This window comes from Rhodoligotrophos defluvii (assembly GCF_005281615.1).
In the GTDB taxonomy this organism is placed as follows: domain Bacteria; phylum Pseudomonadota; class Alphaproteobacteria; order Rhizobiales; family Im1; genus Rhodoligotrophos; species Rhodoligotrophos defluvii.
Genome location: NZ_SZZM01000005.1, coordinates 277,499 through 293,991, shown reverse-complemented (window position 1 = coordinate 293,991; position 16,493 = coordinate 277,499). Strand labels below are relative to the sequence as shown.

At 66.3% G+C, this 16,493-nt stretch carries 16 protein-coding genes; 4 read left to right on the top strand and 12 right to left on the bottom strand.

The window, feature by feature from the left end; translation table 11 throughout:
* Position 1 precedes the first annotated feature (1 nt).
* Both E4P09_RS20570 and E4P09_RS20565 read left to right on the top strand, forming a co-directional pair.
* Positions 2 to 412, top strand: coding sequence for a rhodanese-like domain-containing protein (locus E4P09_RS20570; protein WP_137391499.1), 411 nt, complete (start codon positions 2 to 4; stop codon positions 410 to 412).
* A complete protein-coding gene (locus E4P09_RS20565; protein ID WP_239025292.1) occupies positions 391 to 1,998 on the top strand; it encodes a GMC family oxidoreductase in 1,608 nt (535 codons plus the stop codon). Before E4P09_RS20570 ends, E4P09_RS20565 begins: the two co-directional genes overlap by 22 nt.
* On the opposite strand, the gene E4P09_RS20560 is transcribed toward E4P09_RS20565, so the two are convergent.
* The 8 genes from E4P09_RS20560 to E4P09_RS20525 form a co-directional block, all read right to left on the bottom strand.
* The gene (locus tag E4P09_RS20560; protein ID WP_137391498.1) at positions 1,980 to 3,071 is read right to left on the bottom strand and encodes a M14-type cytosolic carboxypeptidase; all 1,092 of its coding nucleotides are present in this window, start codon (positions 3,069 to 3,071) and stop codon (positions 1,980 to 1,982) included. The two genes, E4P09_RS20565 and E4P09_RS20560, sit on opposite strands and share 19 nt — an antisense overlap.
* Before the next feature lie 86 nt (positions 3,072 to 3,157).
* Positions 3,158 to 4,210 (bottom strand): ABC transporter substrate-binding protein, encoded by a 1,053-nt coding sequence (locus E4P09_RS20555; protein ID WP_137391497.1) that lies wholly within the window; start codon positions 4,208 to 4,210, stop codon positions 3,158 to 3,160.
* The gene (locus E4P09_RS20550) at positions 4,197 to 5,300 is read right to left on the bottom strand and encodes an ABC transporter ATP-binding protein (protein WP_137391496.1); all 1,104 of its coding nucleotides are present in this window, start codon (positions 5,298 to 5,300) and stop codon (positions 4,197 to 4,199) included. Before E4P09_RS20550 ends, E4P09_RS20555 begins: the two co-directional genes overlap by 14 nt.
* Positions 5,297 to 6,097 carry an ABC transporter permease gene (locus E4P09_RS20545; protein WP_137391495.1) on the bottom strand — a complete coding sequence of 267 codons (801 nt, stop codon included), beginning with the start codon at positions 6,095 to 6,097 and terminating at the stop codon, positions 5,297 to 5,299. The genes E4P09_RS20550 and E4P09_RS20545 overlap by 4 nt, the downstream gene beginning before the upstream one ends.
* Positions 6,094 to 6,927 (bottom strand): ABC transporter permease, encoded by an 834-nt coding sequence (locus E4P09_RS20540; protein ID WP_239025291.1) that lies wholly within the window; start codon positions 6,925 to 6,927, stop codon positions 6,094 to 6,096. The genes E4P09_RS20545 and E4P09_RS20540 overlap by 4 nt, the downstream gene beginning before the upstream one ends.
* 31 nt (positions 6,928 to 6,958) lie before the next feature.
* A complete protein-coding gene (locus E4P09_RS20535; protein ID WP_137391494.1) occupies positions 6,959 to 8,143 on the bottom strand; it encodes an acyl-CoA dehydrogenase family protein in 1,185 nt (394 codons plus the stop codon).
* Positions 8,140 to 10,317: an acetate--CoA ligase family protein gene (locus E4P09_RS20530; protein ID WP_170984528.1), complete on the bottom strand. Its 2,178-nt coding sequence runs from the start codon at positions 10,315 to 10,317 to the stop codon at positions 8,140 to 8,142. The genes E4P09_RS20535 and E4P09_RS20530 overlap by 4 nt, the downstream gene beginning before the upstream one ends.
* A 143-nt stretch (positions 10,318 to 10,460) precedes the next feature.
* The gene (locus E4P09_RS20525; RefSeq protein ID WP_170984527.1) at positions 10,461 to 11,384 is read right to left on the bottom strand and encodes a LysR substrate-binding domain-containing protein; all 924 of its coding nucleotides are present in this window, start codon (positions 11,382 to 11,384) and stop codon (positions 10,461 to 10,463) included.
* A gap of 151 nt (positions 11,385 to 11,535) precedes the next feature.
* Here E4P09_RS20525 and E4P09_RS20520 point away from each other — a divergent pair, with 151 nt between their 5' ends.
* Entirely contained in the window at positions 11,536 to 12,630 is a 1,095-nt protein-coding gene (locus E4P09_RS20520) for a class I SAM-dependent methyltransferase (RefSeq protein ID WP_137391491.1), read from the top strand.
* On the opposite strand, the gene E4P09_RS20515 is transcribed toward E4P09_RS20520, so the two are convergent.
* Positions 12,627 to 13,100 (bottom strand): AAC(3)-I family aminoglycoside N-acetyltransferase, encoded by a 474-nt coding sequence (locus E4P09_RS20515; protein ID WP_137391490.1) that lies wholly within the window; start codon positions 13,098 to 13,100, stop codon positions 12,627 to 12,629. The genes E4P09_RS20520 and E4P09_RS20515 overlap by 4 nt on opposite strands.
* Positions 13,101 to 13,223: 123 nt before the next feature.
* Between E4P09_RS20515 and E4P09_RS20510 the strand changes: the two genes are divergently transcribed.
* Positions 13,224 to 13,781, top strand: a complete 558-nt coding sequence (locus E4P09_RS20510; protein WP_239025290.1) for a L,D-transpeptidase family protein — start codon at positions 13,224 to 13,226, stop codon at positions 13,779 to 13,781.
* A 26-nt stretch (positions 13,782 to 13,807) separates the two neighbouring features.
* On the opposite strand, the gene E4P09_RS20505 is transcribed toward E4P09_RS20510, so the two are convergent.
* The 3 genes from E4P09_RS20505 to E4P09_RS20495 form a co-directional block, all read right to left on the bottom strand.
* Positions 13,808 to 13,987, bottom strand: coding sequence for a hypothetical protein (locus tag E4P09_RS20505; RefSeq protein WP_137391489.1), 180 nt, complete (start codon positions 13,985 to 13,987; stop codon positions 13,808 to 13,810).
* Positions 13,988 to 14,011: 24 nt separating this feature from the next.
* Entirely contained in the window at positions 14,012 to 16,027 is a 2,016-nt protein-coding gene (locus E4P09_RS20500; protein WP_137391488.1) for a protein-L-isoaspartate(D-aspartate) O-methyltransferase, read from the bottom strand.
* A gap of 74 nt (positions 16,028 to 16,101) precedes the next feature.
* Positions 16,102 to 16,473: a YciI family protein gene (locus E4P09_RS20495; RefSeq protein ID WP_137391487.1), complete on the bottom strand. Its 372-nt coding sequence runs from the start codon at positions 16,471 to 16,473 to the stop codon at positions 16,102 to 16,104.
* Positions 16,474 to 16,493: the final 20 nt, after the last annotated feature.

The window sequence follows — 16,493 nt, the reverse complement described above, 5'->3', positions numbered from 1 at the left end:
CATGCCACAGCCGCTCAAACATGGATACAAAGCCCTGCTCGCCGAGGCAGAAGCCGAGGTTGAGAGCGTGGAGGCCGCCGATGCCGTCTCCATGGCCGGCCGGGACGATGTGGTGATCGTGGACCTGCGCGATCCCCGTGAGCTGGAGCGCGAGGGGCGCATCCCCGGCTCGTTCCATGCGCCGCGTGGCATGCTGGAATTCTGGGTCGATCCGGAGAGTCCCTATTTCAAGCCAGTGTTCGGCGAGGACAAGACCTTCGTGCTCCACTGCGCCAGCGGCTGGCGCTCGCTGCTTGCGACCCAGCAGCTCAAGCGCATGGGGCTGCCCAAGGTCGTCAACATGAAAGGCGGCTTCAGCGGCTGGAAAGCGGCCGGCGGGCCGGTGGAGGCTTGGCAGCAGAAGAAGGGATAGGGCGGCAAGGCCCAGCCGCCGATTTCGTCATCATCGGCGCAGGCTCCGCCGGCTGCGCGCTGGCCGAGCGGCTCACCCGTTCCGGCCGCTATTCGGTGCTGCTGCTCGAAGCCGGCCCGGACGACCGCCGCATCTCCGTCCAGGTACCGCTCGGCTACGGCATGTCCTTCTATGACCCTGCCGTGAACTGGATGTATTGGAGCGAGCCGGTGCCGGGCCTCGACGGACGCTCCGTCTATGTCCCCCGCGGCAAGATCATCGGCGGGTCGAGCGCCATCAACGCCATGGTCTATCTGCGGGGCCTGCCCGGCGACTTCGATGATTGGGAACGGGCCGGCAACCCGGGCTGGGGCAGCGCGTCTGCCATGGCCCTCTATGACCGCATCGAGGCGGAGGACCTGCCGGTCACCACCATGGCACCGCTCGCCCACTCGACCTGCAAGGCCTTCTTCGCGGCGACCGACAGCATTGGCCTGCCGCGTGCTGCCGACCTCAACCGCGACGAGGAGGGTATGGGCTTCTATCCCGTCACCATCGCGGGCGGCCGGCGCCTGTCCGCCGCGCGCGCCTTCCTGCAGCGGGCCCGCCGTCGGCGCAACCTCACCATTGTCACGGGTGCTGAGGTCACGCGCCTGGACATTGAGGGAAGCCGCTGCACTGGTGTCGATTATTCCCATCGAGAGCAGCGATTCAGGGCGCGGGCCGGCCGCGAGGTCATCCTGTCGGCGGGGGCCATCAACTCACCCCAGCTCTTGCAACTGTCCGGCATCGGCCCTGGCGCACTTCTCCACCACCATGGCATCACGGTGGTAAAGGACAACCCCTGGGTCGGCGAGAACCTGCAGGACCATCCCGGCTATGACATCACTTGTCCCGCGTCCGTCCCGACCCTGAACCAGGAGATCGGACCGCTCGTCCCCCGGGCCTTCGCAGCTTTGAGATACCTTTTGGCGCGCACCGGCCCGCTTGCCGGCAGCCTGAGCCATGCAGGCGGCTATGTGCGCAGCGCTCCTGATTTGTCCGTGCCTGATCTGCAGCTCTATTTCTGCCCCTCATCCTACGACCGCGCGCCGCCGAAAACCCGCAAGCTGACCCGGCCGGACCCGTTCCCGGCCTTCTCGCTGTGCATGTCCCTCTGCCGGCCGGCAAGCCGCGGCCACGTGCGCATCCGCAGCGCCAGCCCGACCGAGCCGCCGTCGATCCAGCCCAATCTGCTGGGCGAAGATGCAGATGTTCCGGTGATGCTGGCCGGTGCGCGGCTCATGGAGAGGATCGCGGCAGCGGCGCCTTTGCGCCGCATCATGGCAGCGAATGCACCTGCCCCGCTCGATGATGAGGCACGAATTGCCGATATCCGGGCGCGGGCCTATTCCGCCTATCACCCCTGCGGCACCTGCCGCATGGGACCCGATCCGAGCACGAGCGTGGTCGACCCTCGCCTGCGCGTGCATGGCGTGGGCGGGTTACGCGTGATCGACAGCGCCATTTTCCCGAACATCACCGCCGGCAACATCAATGCGCCCTCCATGCTGGTGGGGGTCAAGGGCGCCGAGCTCGTCCTTGAGGATTACGGCAGCGCGGCATAAGCCTTCGCCGCCGCCGCACCCAGGGCGATGGAACACTGCTCCGACCAGTCATCCGGCCGGCCGAAGGCGTCCGTGAAGTGGCAGATCGGCAGCTCGAGCGTCAGGGCCGGCGCGCCGAAGCGCTGCATCACCGCCGGCCCGAGCATGGAGGACAGCAGCGCGCCCGAGGGCGCCTCCGTCCAGGGATAGCGACGCCCGGCCACGATCAGCGACGAAGCGCGGGCAAGCGCCTCCTCGAAGCGGCGGGCCCAGCCGGCCAGCGGCTCAGGCGTGCCCAGGAAGGCATCCAGCACGTCGAAATAGACATAAGGCAGCTCGAAATCCGTATGCACGTCCAGGCACGAGGCAACCCCAAGGTCTTGCATGGCCGTGAACAGCGCGAAGGCCTCGGGGCACGTCTCGTTCTGCGGACTGTTCCATTGCCGGTTGGGATCGATGCCGCGGTCATTGGTGCGCAGGTGCCCTGCCCGCATCCCGTCCAGGTTCAGCACCGGCACTATGTGGAATCGCGCCCGCTCCAGAACGCCGGCCATCTCGCCGGCCGCAAGCGCCTGGAGCAGCCCGAGGGCAAACCAGCTCGACGGCGGCTCGCCGCCATGCTGGGCCGCAATGATCCAATGCTGGGGCGTATCCCGCGGCCCGCTACCGATCGAGAATGCGGGAATGGCGCGGCCCGCGCTGGTATCGCCGAGCACCCAGCGGCTCACCCCCGGCAGCCCCGCCATCGCGTCGAGCTGCTCTTCCGGAAAGATCGGGAAGGCCGCGTATATAGCCTCGCCGCCCTCATGGGTGAAGCTGAGGGTGCCATCCCGGTATTGCGTGGCAATCCGGATCCAGCCTTGACCTGCAATCGACCGGGCCACCCGGAAGGCCGGCCACCCCGCGGGATAGGTGGCGGCATCGGCATTGGTCAGCCGCAACGGAATGCGGTCGCCGTGCGCAATCTGGAAGCAGAACCACTGGGCTGTGCCTGCTCCAGGGTCGCGCCTGATCTCGAATTCCGCGGCACCGTCGGGGGCAAGGCCGATGAAGGTCGCATTGCCTGCCCAGAAGTCTGCGTGCCAAACAAGCATGACGAACTATGGCCGATCGGGCATGCTCGGCGCAAGACCTACCTGTTGCCCCCGCAGCGCGGCGTGATCCGGACGGGCCCGGCGGCCTACCCGAGCATCAGCTGGTTCCACTTCTCCTCATAGGCCAGTGAATACTCGGTCGCCTCCCCCTCTTGCAGGATCAGCATGTCCTTGATGTTCTCGGGCGCCATGACCAGGATCTTGCGGGTTGCCTCATCCGCCTGAGCTGCGGCTTGTTCGAGCACCGGCCCGTAGGTCTTTAGCTGCAGCAGCTTCACCTGGCGTTCCGGCGCGAGGGCGAAATTGATGGCCTCGTGCGCCAGCTCGACCTTCGGCGAGCCTTTCGGGATGACCCACCAATTGGCCCAGGCAAGACCATCCTTGTAGGTATAATCGACGGGCGCACCCTCGGCCGTGGCCGCGAGTATCCGGCCGCTCCAGGCCGATGACAGAGCGAGCTCCCCTGAGGAGAGCAGCTGAGGCGGCTGCGCGCCCGCCCCCCACCACACCGTCACATTGGGCTTCAATTCCTTCACCTTGGCCAGCGCCATGTCGGCCTTTTCGGGCGTGAAGGGGAAGACCTCTTCGCGCTTGAGCCCGGCGGCGAGCAGCGCGGCTTCATAGTTGTAATAGAAGAACTTGTAGAGGCCGCGCGGACCGGGGAACCGCTTGACGTCCCAGAAGTCGGCCCAGGATTGCGGGCCCCCCTCGGGCAATGCATTTTTCGACCAGGCAATGATGGTGGCGCCGGTCGAGGTGGCGATGCCGTTCGGTGCGACCCAGCCCTTGTCCAGGGCAGCGGCATTGGGGACCTTGGCAAGATCGATCGGCTCGAGGAAGCCTTCCCGGGCTCCCTGCCAGACGGTGCGGCCACCCACGTCGACCAGGTCCCATTCGACCCGTCCCGCCTCGACCATGGCCTTTATCTTCGCGGTTTCGGTGGGCGAGGTATTGATCACAGGGATGCCCTTGGCCTCACCGAAGGGATCGATGAACGCCTCCTTCTCCGCCTGGGACAGTGCACCGCCCCAGGAGGTGAAGGTGAACGGCCTGTCCTGGGCCGAAAGCCGACCGGGAAGACCAGCGGCACCGGCGAGCGCGCCCGCCGCGGCACCGATAAGCAAACTACGCCTGTTCATGGGTTTTCTCCCTCCTTGGTTGTTGTTCGGGAACCACGCGCGCCGAGCCTGCCCGCCACCACAGGTGGACCTTGGCACCAGGGCCGATGCGCTGGTCGGTGATCTGCCGGGACGTCAGCACCGTGCCGTTGGCGACCCTCAGGGTGAGCTGCGTGAGCTCACCGAGATAGACTACTTCGACCACTTCGGCGGGCACGCTCTCGGCGGAATTGTCGAGCACGATATGCTCGGGCCGGATCAGCAGGCGGGCCGGTGCGCCTGGCGCAACACCCTGCGCAGCATCGACCTGCAGCGTCCTCCGCAGCGCCTCCACCTCTACGGCCGCCTGTCCGTCCGAAGCGGAAAGCACCCGCACCGGCAGCAGGTTGGATTCGCCGATGAAGCCCGCCACGAAAGCATTGCCGGGCCGATCGTAAAGCTCGTCCACCGGGCCGAGTTGCTGGATCCGTCCGTGGTCCATGACAGCGATGCGGTCCGAGAGCACCAATGCTTCCTCTTGGTCGTGAGTGACATAGATGGTGGTGCGGCCATGCTCCCTATGCAGCCGGCGTAGCTCCAGCTGCACCGCGCGCCGCAGCTGCTTGTCCAAGGCGCCCAAGGGCTCGTCCATCAGCAGCACGTCGGGCTCGATCACCAGCGCACGCGCCAATGCCACCCGCTGCTGCTGACCTCCGGACAGCTGCTGGATGCCGCGTTCGGCGAAACCGTCGAGTTGCAGCAGACGCAGCACGTCGGTAACCCGCCGGGCAATCTCGCGCTTCGGCACTCCCCGGACGGTCAGCCCATAGGCAACGTTCTCGCCCACGGTCATGTGGGGGAACAGCGCGTAGTTCTGGAACACCATGCCGATATTGCGGTGCCGCGCCGGAACACGGGTCACGTCGCGCTCACCGATGTGGATGGTGCCGGAAGACGGCTCGATATAGCCGGCGGTGAGATTGAGGAGCGTGGTCTTGCCCGAGCCGGAAGGCCCGAGCAGCGTCAGGAACTCTCCCGCAGCAATCGACAGATCAGTGGGCTCCAGCGCGGCGATCTTGCCATAGTGTTTGGAGACGCCAGTGAGCCGCAGTGACAGCCCGGATGCGGTCATGACGGCTGCCCCCTGCCGGCGCGGCTTGCGCGCTCCGCCGCCACGAACAGGAGCAGGGCCAGCGCGATCATGACCGTTGCGGCCACCGCGATGACCGGGGTGAACTCGAGGCGCACCGACTCCCACATCTTGACGGGCAGGGTCTTGTTGCCATAGCCCGCCATGAACACCGCGATCACCACCTCGTCGAAGGAGGTGATGAAGGAGAAGATGGCGCCGCCGACAATGCCCGGCAGGATGTTTGGCAGGGTGATGGTGCGGAAGATCTTCCACGGGCCGGCGCCCAGGCCCGCGGCGGCCCTGAGCCAGCTCTCGCTCACCGCGCGCAGGGCAATCCCCACATTGATCACCACGAAGGGCAGCGCCAGCACCACATGGCTGAGGCTCATGCCGAGAATGGTGCCGTTCAGCTGAACATCGATGGCACTGCGGTAGATGGCCACCGCCGTAACGATCACCGGCACGATCAGCGGGGCGAGGAACAGGCCGGTGACGATGCCGCGCAGCCGTCCCTCGATGCGGCGCAGGCCCAGTGCCGCCAGAGTCCCCAGCACCACGGCGATGACGGTCGCCAGCAGCCCCACCTCGACGCTGTTCATGAGCGAGCTGCGCCATTCCCCATCGTCGAGAAACCGCTGGTACCACACCCCGGAATAGGCGTGCGGCGGCAGATGAATGAAGCTCGCCGCGTTGAACGAAGCCGGAATGACGGCAAGGATGGGTAGCACCAGGAAGGCCAGTACCAGGCTGGCGCAGGCATTGGAGATGATCCTCAGCGACAGGGGCAGGCGGCTCATCGCGCGAAGATCCCCTTGTCGACCGGCAGCAGCCTTGCCGTAAGCCCGAGGATTATGAACACCATGGCCAAGAGGGCGAGCGACCCGGCGGCTGCCAGCGACCAGGCGAGCCGGTCGGTCACGAAGCTGGCGATGAGCATGGACAGGGTGATGGCGTTGGCGCCGCCCAGCAGCGCCGGCGTGATGAAAAAGCCCAGGGACAGGAGGAACACGAAGGTCGCTCCGCCGATCAGGCCCGGCAGGCACAGCGGGAAGTAGATGCGCCGGAAGGTCTGGAACAGGCTCGCCCCGAGCCCGTCGCTGGCCTGCAGCAGGCGGGGATCGACCCGAACCATCGCCCCATAGAGCGGCAGGATCATGTAGGGCAGCAGGATATGGATCATGCCGATCATCACGCCGGTGTCGTTGAACAGCAGGGGCAGCGGATTGTCGGTGAGGCCCAGTCCCATGAACAGCCGGTTCACCGGCCCGTTGCGCTCGAGCAGCAGCATCCACGAGAAGGTGCGGACCAGGACCGAGATCCAGAAGGGAAACAGCACGCCGTAGAGCGCGACCGCGAACCAGATGCCCTTGAGGCGGGACAGCACATAAGCCAGAGGCCAGGCCAGAATTGCCGAAATGGCGGTCACGGCGATGGCCACGAGGAAGGTGTTCACCATCACCCGGCGATAGACCTGGCTTTCGGCGAGCAGCGTAAAGGTCGCGAACGGGCCGCCTGGGTCGGTGAAGGCCAGCGAGAACAGGCGCGCAAGCGGCACGATGAACAGCACGGCCAGGGTGATCACCGCTGGAGCAAGCAGCGCGGCTGTTTCGATGTGCCGCCGAGCCATCACGGGCCCCCTGACGCCGGACGCGGAACCATCATGCAGCCACCCCCGGATCGATCTCGCTGAAAATGCCCAGGCCCCGCTTCCGGATCTGCCCGGCCACCACCACCCGCTGGATCTCGGAGGTGCCTTCCCAGATGCGGTCCACACGGATGTCGCGATAGAGCCGCTCGACTGGGTTTTCCCGCATGTAGCCGCGACCGCCCAGGACCTGCAGCGCCTTGTCGATGATGCGCCCCGCCGCTTCCGAGGCATAGAGCTTGAGCGCACTGGCATGGGCATGAACCCGCTTGCGGTCGAGCCCTTGGTCGATCTCCCAGGCCACCCGGTAGAGCATCGACTTGGCGGCGAACAGCTCCACCGCCATATCAGCGAGCATGAACTCAATGCCCTGGAAGTCGCGGATCGGCCGCTCGAACTGGTGCCGGGTGGTGGCATAGTCATTGGCGATCTCCGCCGCCCGGCTCGCGGCGCCGATCGCGTGGGAAGCGATTTGCAGCCGCGCCTCCACGAACCAGTCCTTGGTCAGCTCGAACCCCTGGCCGATCGCGCCCAGCATCTTGTCCTCCCCCACCGGCGTCTCGGCGAAGTGCAGCTCGGCATGGTCGAATGCGAAATTGTGCATGAACTTGGGCGAGCGGACATGGGTCAGGTTCTCCGCCGGCTTGTCCACCAGGAACAGGGTCGGCTTGTCCGGGTCGCCATCCACATGGGCGTGGACGATGACGAAGTCGGAGGCGTTGTAGGAGGTGACGAACCACTTCTCGCCGGAAAGATGCCAGGTGCCGTTTCTGAGATCGGCCCTGGTCTTCACCCGGCGCGGATCGGAGCCGGCGTCCGGCTCGGTAATGGCGAAGGCGCCACGGCGATAGCCACCGCAGGCCGGCACCAGATAGGCCTTCTTCTGCGCCTCGGTACCGAATTTGAGGCTCACCGGCGGGCGCCACACACAGGTCCACAGGCCGTTGGTGGCGCGGCCCAACTGCTCCTCGATGGCGGTCTGCTCCACCATGGTGAGACCCAGCCCGCCGTCTTCCCGGCTGTGGTTGATGCCGGCCAGGCCCCAGTCGCGCACCGCCTGCTTGACCGCCTCCCGCCGCTCCATGGGCAGCTCGCCGTGCTCATCGGTGATGAGCTCGAGGGGCAACAGCACGTCGTCGCAGAATGCGCGACCCCGCCGCGCCAGCTCCTTTTCCCGCGCGCTCAGCTCGAAATTCATGCGCCTGCCACTCCCGCGCCCTGTTGATCAGGCGCTGCCTTGCCGAGCACCAGCGCATCGACCGCAAAGCAGCCGTGTTCGCTGACGATCAGCGGGTTCACATCCATTTCCGCAATGAGATCGCCCAGATCGGCCCCGATTTGGGAGAAGCGCACCACCGCCTCGTAAAGCGCCCGCTTATCGGCGGCAGCCAGGCCGCGACGGCCGTCGAGAAGCGGCGCAAGCTTGAGCTGTCCAACCAGCATGGCCGCTTGCTGCAGGCTCACCGGTGGCATGGCCACGGCCCGATCCTTGAGGAGCTCGATCCAGATGCCGCCGGATGCGACAACCAGATATGGTCCGAACTGCGGGTCATGGATCATGCCGAGCCCCAGCTCGATCCCCGGCGACGCCATTTCCGCCACGATCGCCCGCGGCCCAAGCCGCTGGACCATATCCCCATAAGCGGCCATGAGCGAAGCCTCATCGGCAAGGCCAAGCTTCACGCCGTCGACCTCGGTTTTATGCAGAATGCCAGGCGCAGCGGTCTTCAGCGCCACGGGAAAGCCGATGTGGCGCGCCGCCGCGATGGCCGCTTCCACACTGTCCACGAGACAGGCTTGGCTGGTCCGGATGCCGTAATCGGCAAGCAACGCCAGGCCCTCCAGCTCATCGAGCGGCGCTCCGCGCATCAGCCGCGCCCGCCAGCGATGCTTCACATGATCGGCAACCGGCGGCAGGTGCTCATGCGCCGTGCGCTTGCGGTCGCGCAGGCGTAAAAGGCTTCGGATCGCGTGCAGCCCCTCCTCGGTGCCGTCGATCACTGGCACGCCCGCCTCGGTGGTCGCCAGCGCAATCGACCGGTGATTGACGCCGGCATAGTTGGTCACCACCGCCACCGGCTTGTCGCTCCCGGCGCTCGCGCGGATCACGGCCCGGGTGAAGCCCTCGGCGATATAGGAGCCGTCGCGAACGTCTTGGAATAGCACGCCAAGGGCGGTGTCCGGATCGGCGAGCATGGCGGCCATGCAGGCTTCCACGTGATGCTCGAAGTCGCGCCCCGATCCCCACACGTCCAGCGGGTTGGCCGGCTTGAGGCCGCTATCGAGATGGGGCCGCAAGGCATCGAGCGTCTGTTGGGAGACCGCCGCGAACGGCACGGCGAATTTGGCGGCAAGGTCGGCAACCATCTCCCGCTCGCCGCCGGAATCATGCAGGCTGGCGAGGCCCCCTGGCGCGGCGGGCCTGCCAACAGCGAACAGCAGCAGATTGGCGGCCAGCTGATCCAGCGTGTCGACGGTCACCACGCTCCATTTGTTGAACAGGGCTTCATAGGCCGCATCATCGCCGGCGATGGCACCGCTATGGCTGGCGGCAAAGCCGGCGCTGAGCTCGGTCCGGCCGACCTTGAGGACCACCACCGGAACGTCCCGCTCGTCCGCCTTCTGCAGGGCGCGCATGAACAGCTCGGGCTGCCGGGCCGTCTCCAGAAAGAGGCCGATCACCTGGGTTTCCGGTTGATCGAGCGCCCAATCCACATAGTCGGCCGCTGTCGTGGTCAGCTCGCGCCCGCTCGATACGCAGAGCGAGAACTTCAACCGCCGGTCGCTATAGGCAAGGGCGCTGAACGCCGAGCCCGATTGGGTGATGAAGGCGGTGCCGCCCGGCTTGAGCCGCGGGCCCGCCGCATAGCCGGAGACCCGCAAGCCCAGCGGCGGGTTGAGGAAGCCCATACCGTTGCCGCCGCAGATCGCAAGGCCCGCCTCACGGGCGATATCGGCAATCCGGGCAGCTAGGCGATCATCCGGCCTGCCGGTCAGGTCGCAGCTTGCGAAAATGGTTGCCGCCCTTGCGCCATGGCGGACCACGCCCAGCAGGTGCTCCTCCAGCGCCTCGTTCGCCACGCCCAGAACCACATGCTCGACCGTCTCGGGCAGGCTCGCCAGATCGGGAAAACAGGCGACCCCTTCCACGGCGTCGTATTTTGGATTCACCGCATAGAGGCGGCCGCCAAAGCCATCGCGCGCGGCATCCCGCACCATGGTATTGCCGGGCGTATCCGGCCGTGGCGACGCGCCGACAAAGGCAACGGAAGCAGGGCGCAGCAGCGGATCCAGCCGGTGCCGCAACGGCCGATGCCGGGCGAGAGTGGCCGTTTCCTCGATCTTGCGGCCCTGGCCCGGAATGGCGTGCACGACGGCTCCCCTGCTTTGCGCGTCCGATCCTGCCATACTCGTGGGGGCGGCCGGTTGATCATGACCATAGAGGATGGCCGTCGCCTGCGCACGCCGCGAAATAGTCAGGTGCCGATGACTTCAGGTCATGGGCTCCTGGATCGTCACGAGCGTAGCACCTCGTGCCGCAGGGTCTCCATTTCGCTCAGCAGCCAGTCGCGCACCAGCGCCGCCGGCTTGCGCAGGGGGCGCCGGGCCGAGGCCACGAGCCAATAGTGATCGCCGGTATGCAGCCAGTGAGGGCTCGCCTCCACCAAGCCTTTCTGCAGCAGCTCATGCGCCACCACGTGCCACCAGCCGAGCGCGACGCCGCGGCCCTTGACGGCAGCCTGGATCACCAGGGAATAGTCGGAAAAGATCAGGCTCCGGCTCCCGGTCGGCGCGGGATAGCCGAATTCCGCGAGATAGCGCTGCCAGGGCACCCGTACCGACCCGGAAAGATGGGCCAGCGTGTGCTTGTGCATGTCCGCGCAGGGGCCAAGTCCGCCATGTTCGGCCAAATAGCTTGGGCTGCACACGGGAAGCACCACCTCCTCCATCAGCACCCAGGCGTCTGCGTCCGAACTGGACGGCTGATTGTGCCGGATCGCGAGATCCACGTCGTCCACGGGGCCAGCTGGCTCGCCCCAGGCGAGCTGGAAGCGCAGGTCGATGCCGGGAAAGGCGGCCTGGAAGCGGTCGGAGCGCGGCATGAACCAGTGCATGGCAAAGGCCGATGAGAGCGAGAGCGTCACCGTGCCCGCATCCCCGTGCCGCGCCCGGATCTCATCGAGCGCGATCTCGATCTGCTGAAAGCCGTTGCCGACCGAATTGTAAAGCAGCCGGCCATCGTCCGAGAGCGCGATGCCGGTCGGCGACCGGATGAACAGCTTTACACCAAGATGCTGCTCAAGCCGGCCGATCATGCGGCTGACCGCCGATTGAGTCACGTTGAACTCGCGCGCCGCCCGGGTGAAGTTCAGGTGGCGAGCAGCCGCCTCGAACATGAAGATGGCATTCGGCGAAGGAAGCAATTTCCGCAGCGACATCTCTGTTGCAGCCTGGCGCTGGTTCCATTCCTCGCCATTATAGCCGCCACTCGCTTGGCTATCGATCCAAAAGCCATCACATGTTGCAATCTGACCAGCAATGGCGGCACCATGGGCAAAACGGCCTGAAGGGGTCGGCCCGGAGATCTTCATGACCGGCGGTGGCTTCATTGCGCCCATGGAAGGGCACGGCGCCTACAACCGGAGTTCGAGCGTGCAGGCGGCAGGGTCGGCGCCGGCGCTGCCGCTTTTCGTTCGGGCGGCGCGCGAGGTTGCCTTGCCGCCTGGACGAGAATGGCTCCTCATTGCCGACTATGGCTCGTCCGAAGGGCGCAACTCGCTTGCGCCGGTGGCGGCGGCCATACCCGCTCTTCGGGAGAGGACCGGTGCGGAACGGGCCATATCAGTCGTGCATATCGACCAGCCCAGTTCTGATTTCTCTAGCCTTTTCCAGGTGCTGAACCAGGATCCGGCGCGCTATCTCCACCAGGCCGAGCCGACCTTCGCCTTCGCGGTGGGCAGATCGTTCTACGACCAGGTGCTTCCCTCCGCCAGCGTCACGCTGGGTTGGAGCTCCTGGGCGGTGCAGTGGCTGAGCCGAAGCCCGGGCTCGATCCCGGATCATGTCCAGGTGGCCTACAGCGCGGATGAGACGGCGCGTGCCGCCTACGCCCGCCAGGCGGACGAGGATTGGCGGACATTCCTTCTGCGCCGCGCCCGCGAGCTACGGCCCGGCGGACGGCTGGTGGTGGAGACCATGGCCTTGGACGCCACCGGTGCGTTCGGCTATGAGGCGGTGCTGGCGGCCTTGTATGGGGCACTGCTCGATCTCGCGGAGCAAGGCCTGATCACCATGGCCGAGGTCCGGCGCATGGCCCTGCCCGTGGTTGCCCGCAGCCGCGCCGACCTAATGGCGCCCTTTGCCGAAACCGGCTCGTTTCAGGGCCTGTCGGTCGAGCATCTCGACATCTTCCATGGGGAGGACCGCCTGTGGAGACAGTTCGAGGCCGATGGCGATGCCCATGCCTTCGCGGCCGGCTGGACTGCCTTCCTGCGCGCAGCCGTGTTCCCGACCCTCGCGCTTGGCTTGGAGCCCGGCCGCGGGAACGACTTCCCCCGGGTCTTCATGAACGCGCTGGCGTCGGTCACCGCCGAGCGGCTCGGCGGCGAACCACAGAGGACGGTGATCCCTCTCGCGGTCATGGTGCTCGCGCGGGAAGGACTGAGCTCGAAACAGGGGGGCTAATCCTGACCAGTCTCCACCGGGATATCGAAGTGCAGCACTTCTTCCCGGGTGCCGAGCTTCTCATAAAGGGCAATGGCCGGGTCGTCACCGTAATCGGCCTGCACATAGATCACCCAGGCCCCGCGGCGGGCGGCAATCTCGCGCAAGTGCCCGATCAGGGCAGTGGCGATACCCTGCCGGCGATGCGGCTCGCTCACCGCAAGGTCGTAAATGTAAACCTCGCGCCGGGCCCGCTCGAACTTGTCGAGCTCGTAGGCCACGAGCCCGCCTACCACCTCGCCGCCTATAAGCGCCACGAGAACGCAGACGTGCTCTTTCGCAAGCAGGCCTTCCAGGTAGGCATCGCTCGGCGGTTCGGCCCCATAGGTGTCGGGCTCGGCGAAGGCTTCGCCGAACAGAATGTTCAGCTTGCGAAACAGCGGCACGTCGCCTGACTTAAGGCGCCGCACGATGACAGAAGCGGACGGCATGGGCTGGATCTAGCGCATTTTCCGGCCCGGGTCACGTTCCCCCGCGGGGGGTTGGCCCCTTGATCTCACATCCTGCATATGGAAGGACTCCCGGAGGTGGCATTCTTCGGGCAGGGTTGAGAAATGAGGAATTTCCAAAGCCGGTCCTTGCCGATGATGGTGGCCGGTCTGGCAGCCGGCCTGATCCTGGCCGCCGGAGCGCTCCTTGTCCCGGCGGTTGAGCCGGGCGCCGAGTTGCCGCCGCTGCCCTTCGATGCGAAGGCCGATCACGTCATCGTCCAAAAGTCGGAGCGGACCATGACGCTGCTTCGCGATGGCCAGCCGCTGAAGACCTATGCCGTCGCGCTGGGTCGCGGGGGACTCGCTCCAAAGCAACGGGAAGGCGACAACAGAACGCCCGAAGGCTCCTATCGGATCAGCGGACGCAATCCGAACAGCGCTTATCACCTGTCGCTCCGCATCAGCTACCCCGGACCGCAAGATGTGCAACGCGCCGCCGCACGGGGTCAATCGCCAGGCGGCGACATCATGATCCATGGCATCCGGAACGGACTTGGCTGGCTCGGCAGCCTACACCGGCACGTGGATTGGACCGCCGGATGCATTGCGGTGACCAATGCGGAGATCGAGGAAATCTGGCAGGCGGTTCCTGACAACACGCCGATTGAGATCTTGCCCTGAGCCGATGGCCATCGATGGCACGGCGATCAACTCTTCGCGCTGGAATTCTCGTTGCGCTTGTCGGCAGTCGTGACCGGCCCCTTCGAGGCCTTGGAGCCGCCGCCCCATTCCTGTGCTTTGCGGGCGTGATCACCGCCTTTTGCCGGCCCACTGCTCTTGTCGCTGCCGCTGGCCGGCTTGTGCGACCTATGCGTCTTCTCATCCATGTCGTCCTCCTGTCCCTAACAGCTCTAAACCCCGAACGGATAGGTCTCCGGCGTGCCCGGCTTGGCATGCTCTGGCCCGAGCGGTGTCACTGCGGTCGTTTCGTCGAACCAGACATAGGCATCGAATTGCTGCGGCAGGCTCGCTTCCGAATAATGGCTCCACAGCTCGGTCTCCGGCCGGTAGATCACGCCGATGAAGCGCTCGAGCCGCGGGTGCAGCAGCTTCTGGCGCAGATCGGGGTGCTTATCCTCGCCCAGGTCCAGCAGGAAGCGGGGCAAGCCCGCGGCATGGCACAGGCGCTCATAACTATCGGTGCGCGAGGGCAGCACCCGCTTCACCTCCATGTCGCCGCCCCAATCGCTGGCCGCGGCCACCGTCCCGGAATGGGTGCCGAAGCCGATGAGCGCCGCCTCTTTCCCGAACCGCTCGCGGCAGAGCTGGCCCAGGTTCAGCTCCTCGCGGGTGATGCCCATGTCGGTGAAGCGCGCGTCGCCAATATGCGAGTTGTGCGCCCACACCACCGCCTTCGCCCCCTCGCCCTTTGCCGCGAGCAGGTGCTCCAGCGTCTCGAACATATGGGTGTCACGCAGGTTCCAGCTTTCCGCACCGCCGTAATACATAATGCGGTAGTAGCGTTCGGCCGAGGCGATCAGCCGCGCGTTCTGCGCCGCATCGAGGAAGCTCTCTTGGTCCTGCTGCGCGTATTCAAGCTGCTTTCGCAACAGCGCCTGGCACTGCTCGATCACGGCAGCCTCGCACGTCCTGTACCCCTGCGTGAGCACGGCGCGGCCATAGGTGGCTGGATCTCTCTGCCAGGGCGTGAGGCAGCCATAGCGCTCACGCGCGGCTCGCGCCGCCCCGGGGTCCACCCGGTCGAGATAGTCCAGCACGGCGGCAATGGAGCCGCGCAGGTTATAGAGGTCGAGGCCGTGGAAGCCGGCGCGCCACTCGGGCTCGGTCACCGTCTCGTTGTGCGCGCGCATCCATTCCACCAGCCCGGCAACCTCGGCGTTGCGCCACATCCAGGTAGGGAAGCGCTGAAACGGCAGCTCGCCGGTGGCCGGGCCCGGACGGTGGCGGACATAGCGGTCCACGGCGGCCGCATCGGGCCAGTCCGCCTCCACCGCCACGATGGTGAACCCGTGCTTCTCGACGAGATGCCGGGTGATGGCGGCGCGGGCGCAGTAGAACTCCGATGTGCCGTGGCTCGCCTCGCCCAGCAGCACCACGCGGCAGTTCGCCCATCGATCGAATAGGGCGCCGAAGCGAGGATCATCCAAATCAGGCAAGGGTTCGGCGGCATCGGCGATCATCTCTTCGAGCGTGTGCGCCTGAGACCCGGGCTTGGCGCCGGAACTTGGGCCGCGGCCCAGGCCGCGGCCTAGGCCGTGGCCTTCCGACCATCCATGCTCGCCGATGAGCGGCACGAAGGCCACCAACCCGCGCTCCTCCTCGCGGTATTCGTCCTCGCTCACCCGGGTGATCTTGAGGAGCGTCTGCGCGCGCTCGCTGCCCACCGGAATGACGAGCCGGCCACCGATGGCCAGCTGCGCCTTCAAGGCTTCCGGCACCCGCGGCCCGCCGGCCGCCACCAGGATCGCATCGAACGGCGCCGCTTCCGCCCAGCCCTGCGAGCCATCGCCAACCCGCAGCTCGATATTGCGGTAGTCCAGCCGCTGGAATCGTTCCCGCGCCGCATCCACCAAGCCAGGATGGCGTTCGATCCCGTAGACCCTGTCGGCGATCTGCCCGAGCACAGCGGCCGCATAGCCCGAGCCCGCCCCCACCTCGAGCACCTTATCGCCCGGCTTGACTTCGCCCGCCTCGATCATCTCCGCGACGATGAAGGGTTGGGAAATCGTCTGCCCTTCGGCGATCGGCAGCGGCGCATCCTCATAGGCGAACTCGGCAAGCCCCGGCGAAACGAACTCTTCCCGCGGCACTGAGCGCATGGCATTGAGCACATGCGCGTCGCGGACACCCCGACGCGCCAGCTGCGCATCCACCATATGCCGGCGCCGTTGTTCGAAGCTCGACATGGCAGGACCCTCGCGAACACCGGATTTCTGTTGTAACGGCGAAGATTGGCGAGCGTTCCGGAGCGTGCGGGCTGCTAGCGGTTTGGCCTGGGGCTATGCTGGACGGTCTGGGATCGCGCGGCGGCAAGCTCCCGCTTGAGCTCCTCTTCGAGGAAGCCGGCATTCTGCTCCGGAACCATGACCACCAGAGGATGGATCTGCACCGCGCTGAACAGGCCCGCTTGCATATAGGGCTCCTCCGCCAGGAAGCGGTCCACCTCCGCGCGGCTGTCATAATCCAGCACGAAGGCGCTGCCGATCGAGGTGATACCGTCCTCAGCTTTCATCGGGCCGCCAAACAGGATGCGGTCGCGATGGGCGATCATGTAGCGCAAGTGCCGCGCCCTGATCTGGCTGCGCAAGCCGGGCTTATGCGGATCATCGAGACAGAAGATCTGGAACGGCATCACTCAACCTTCTTCGCGTG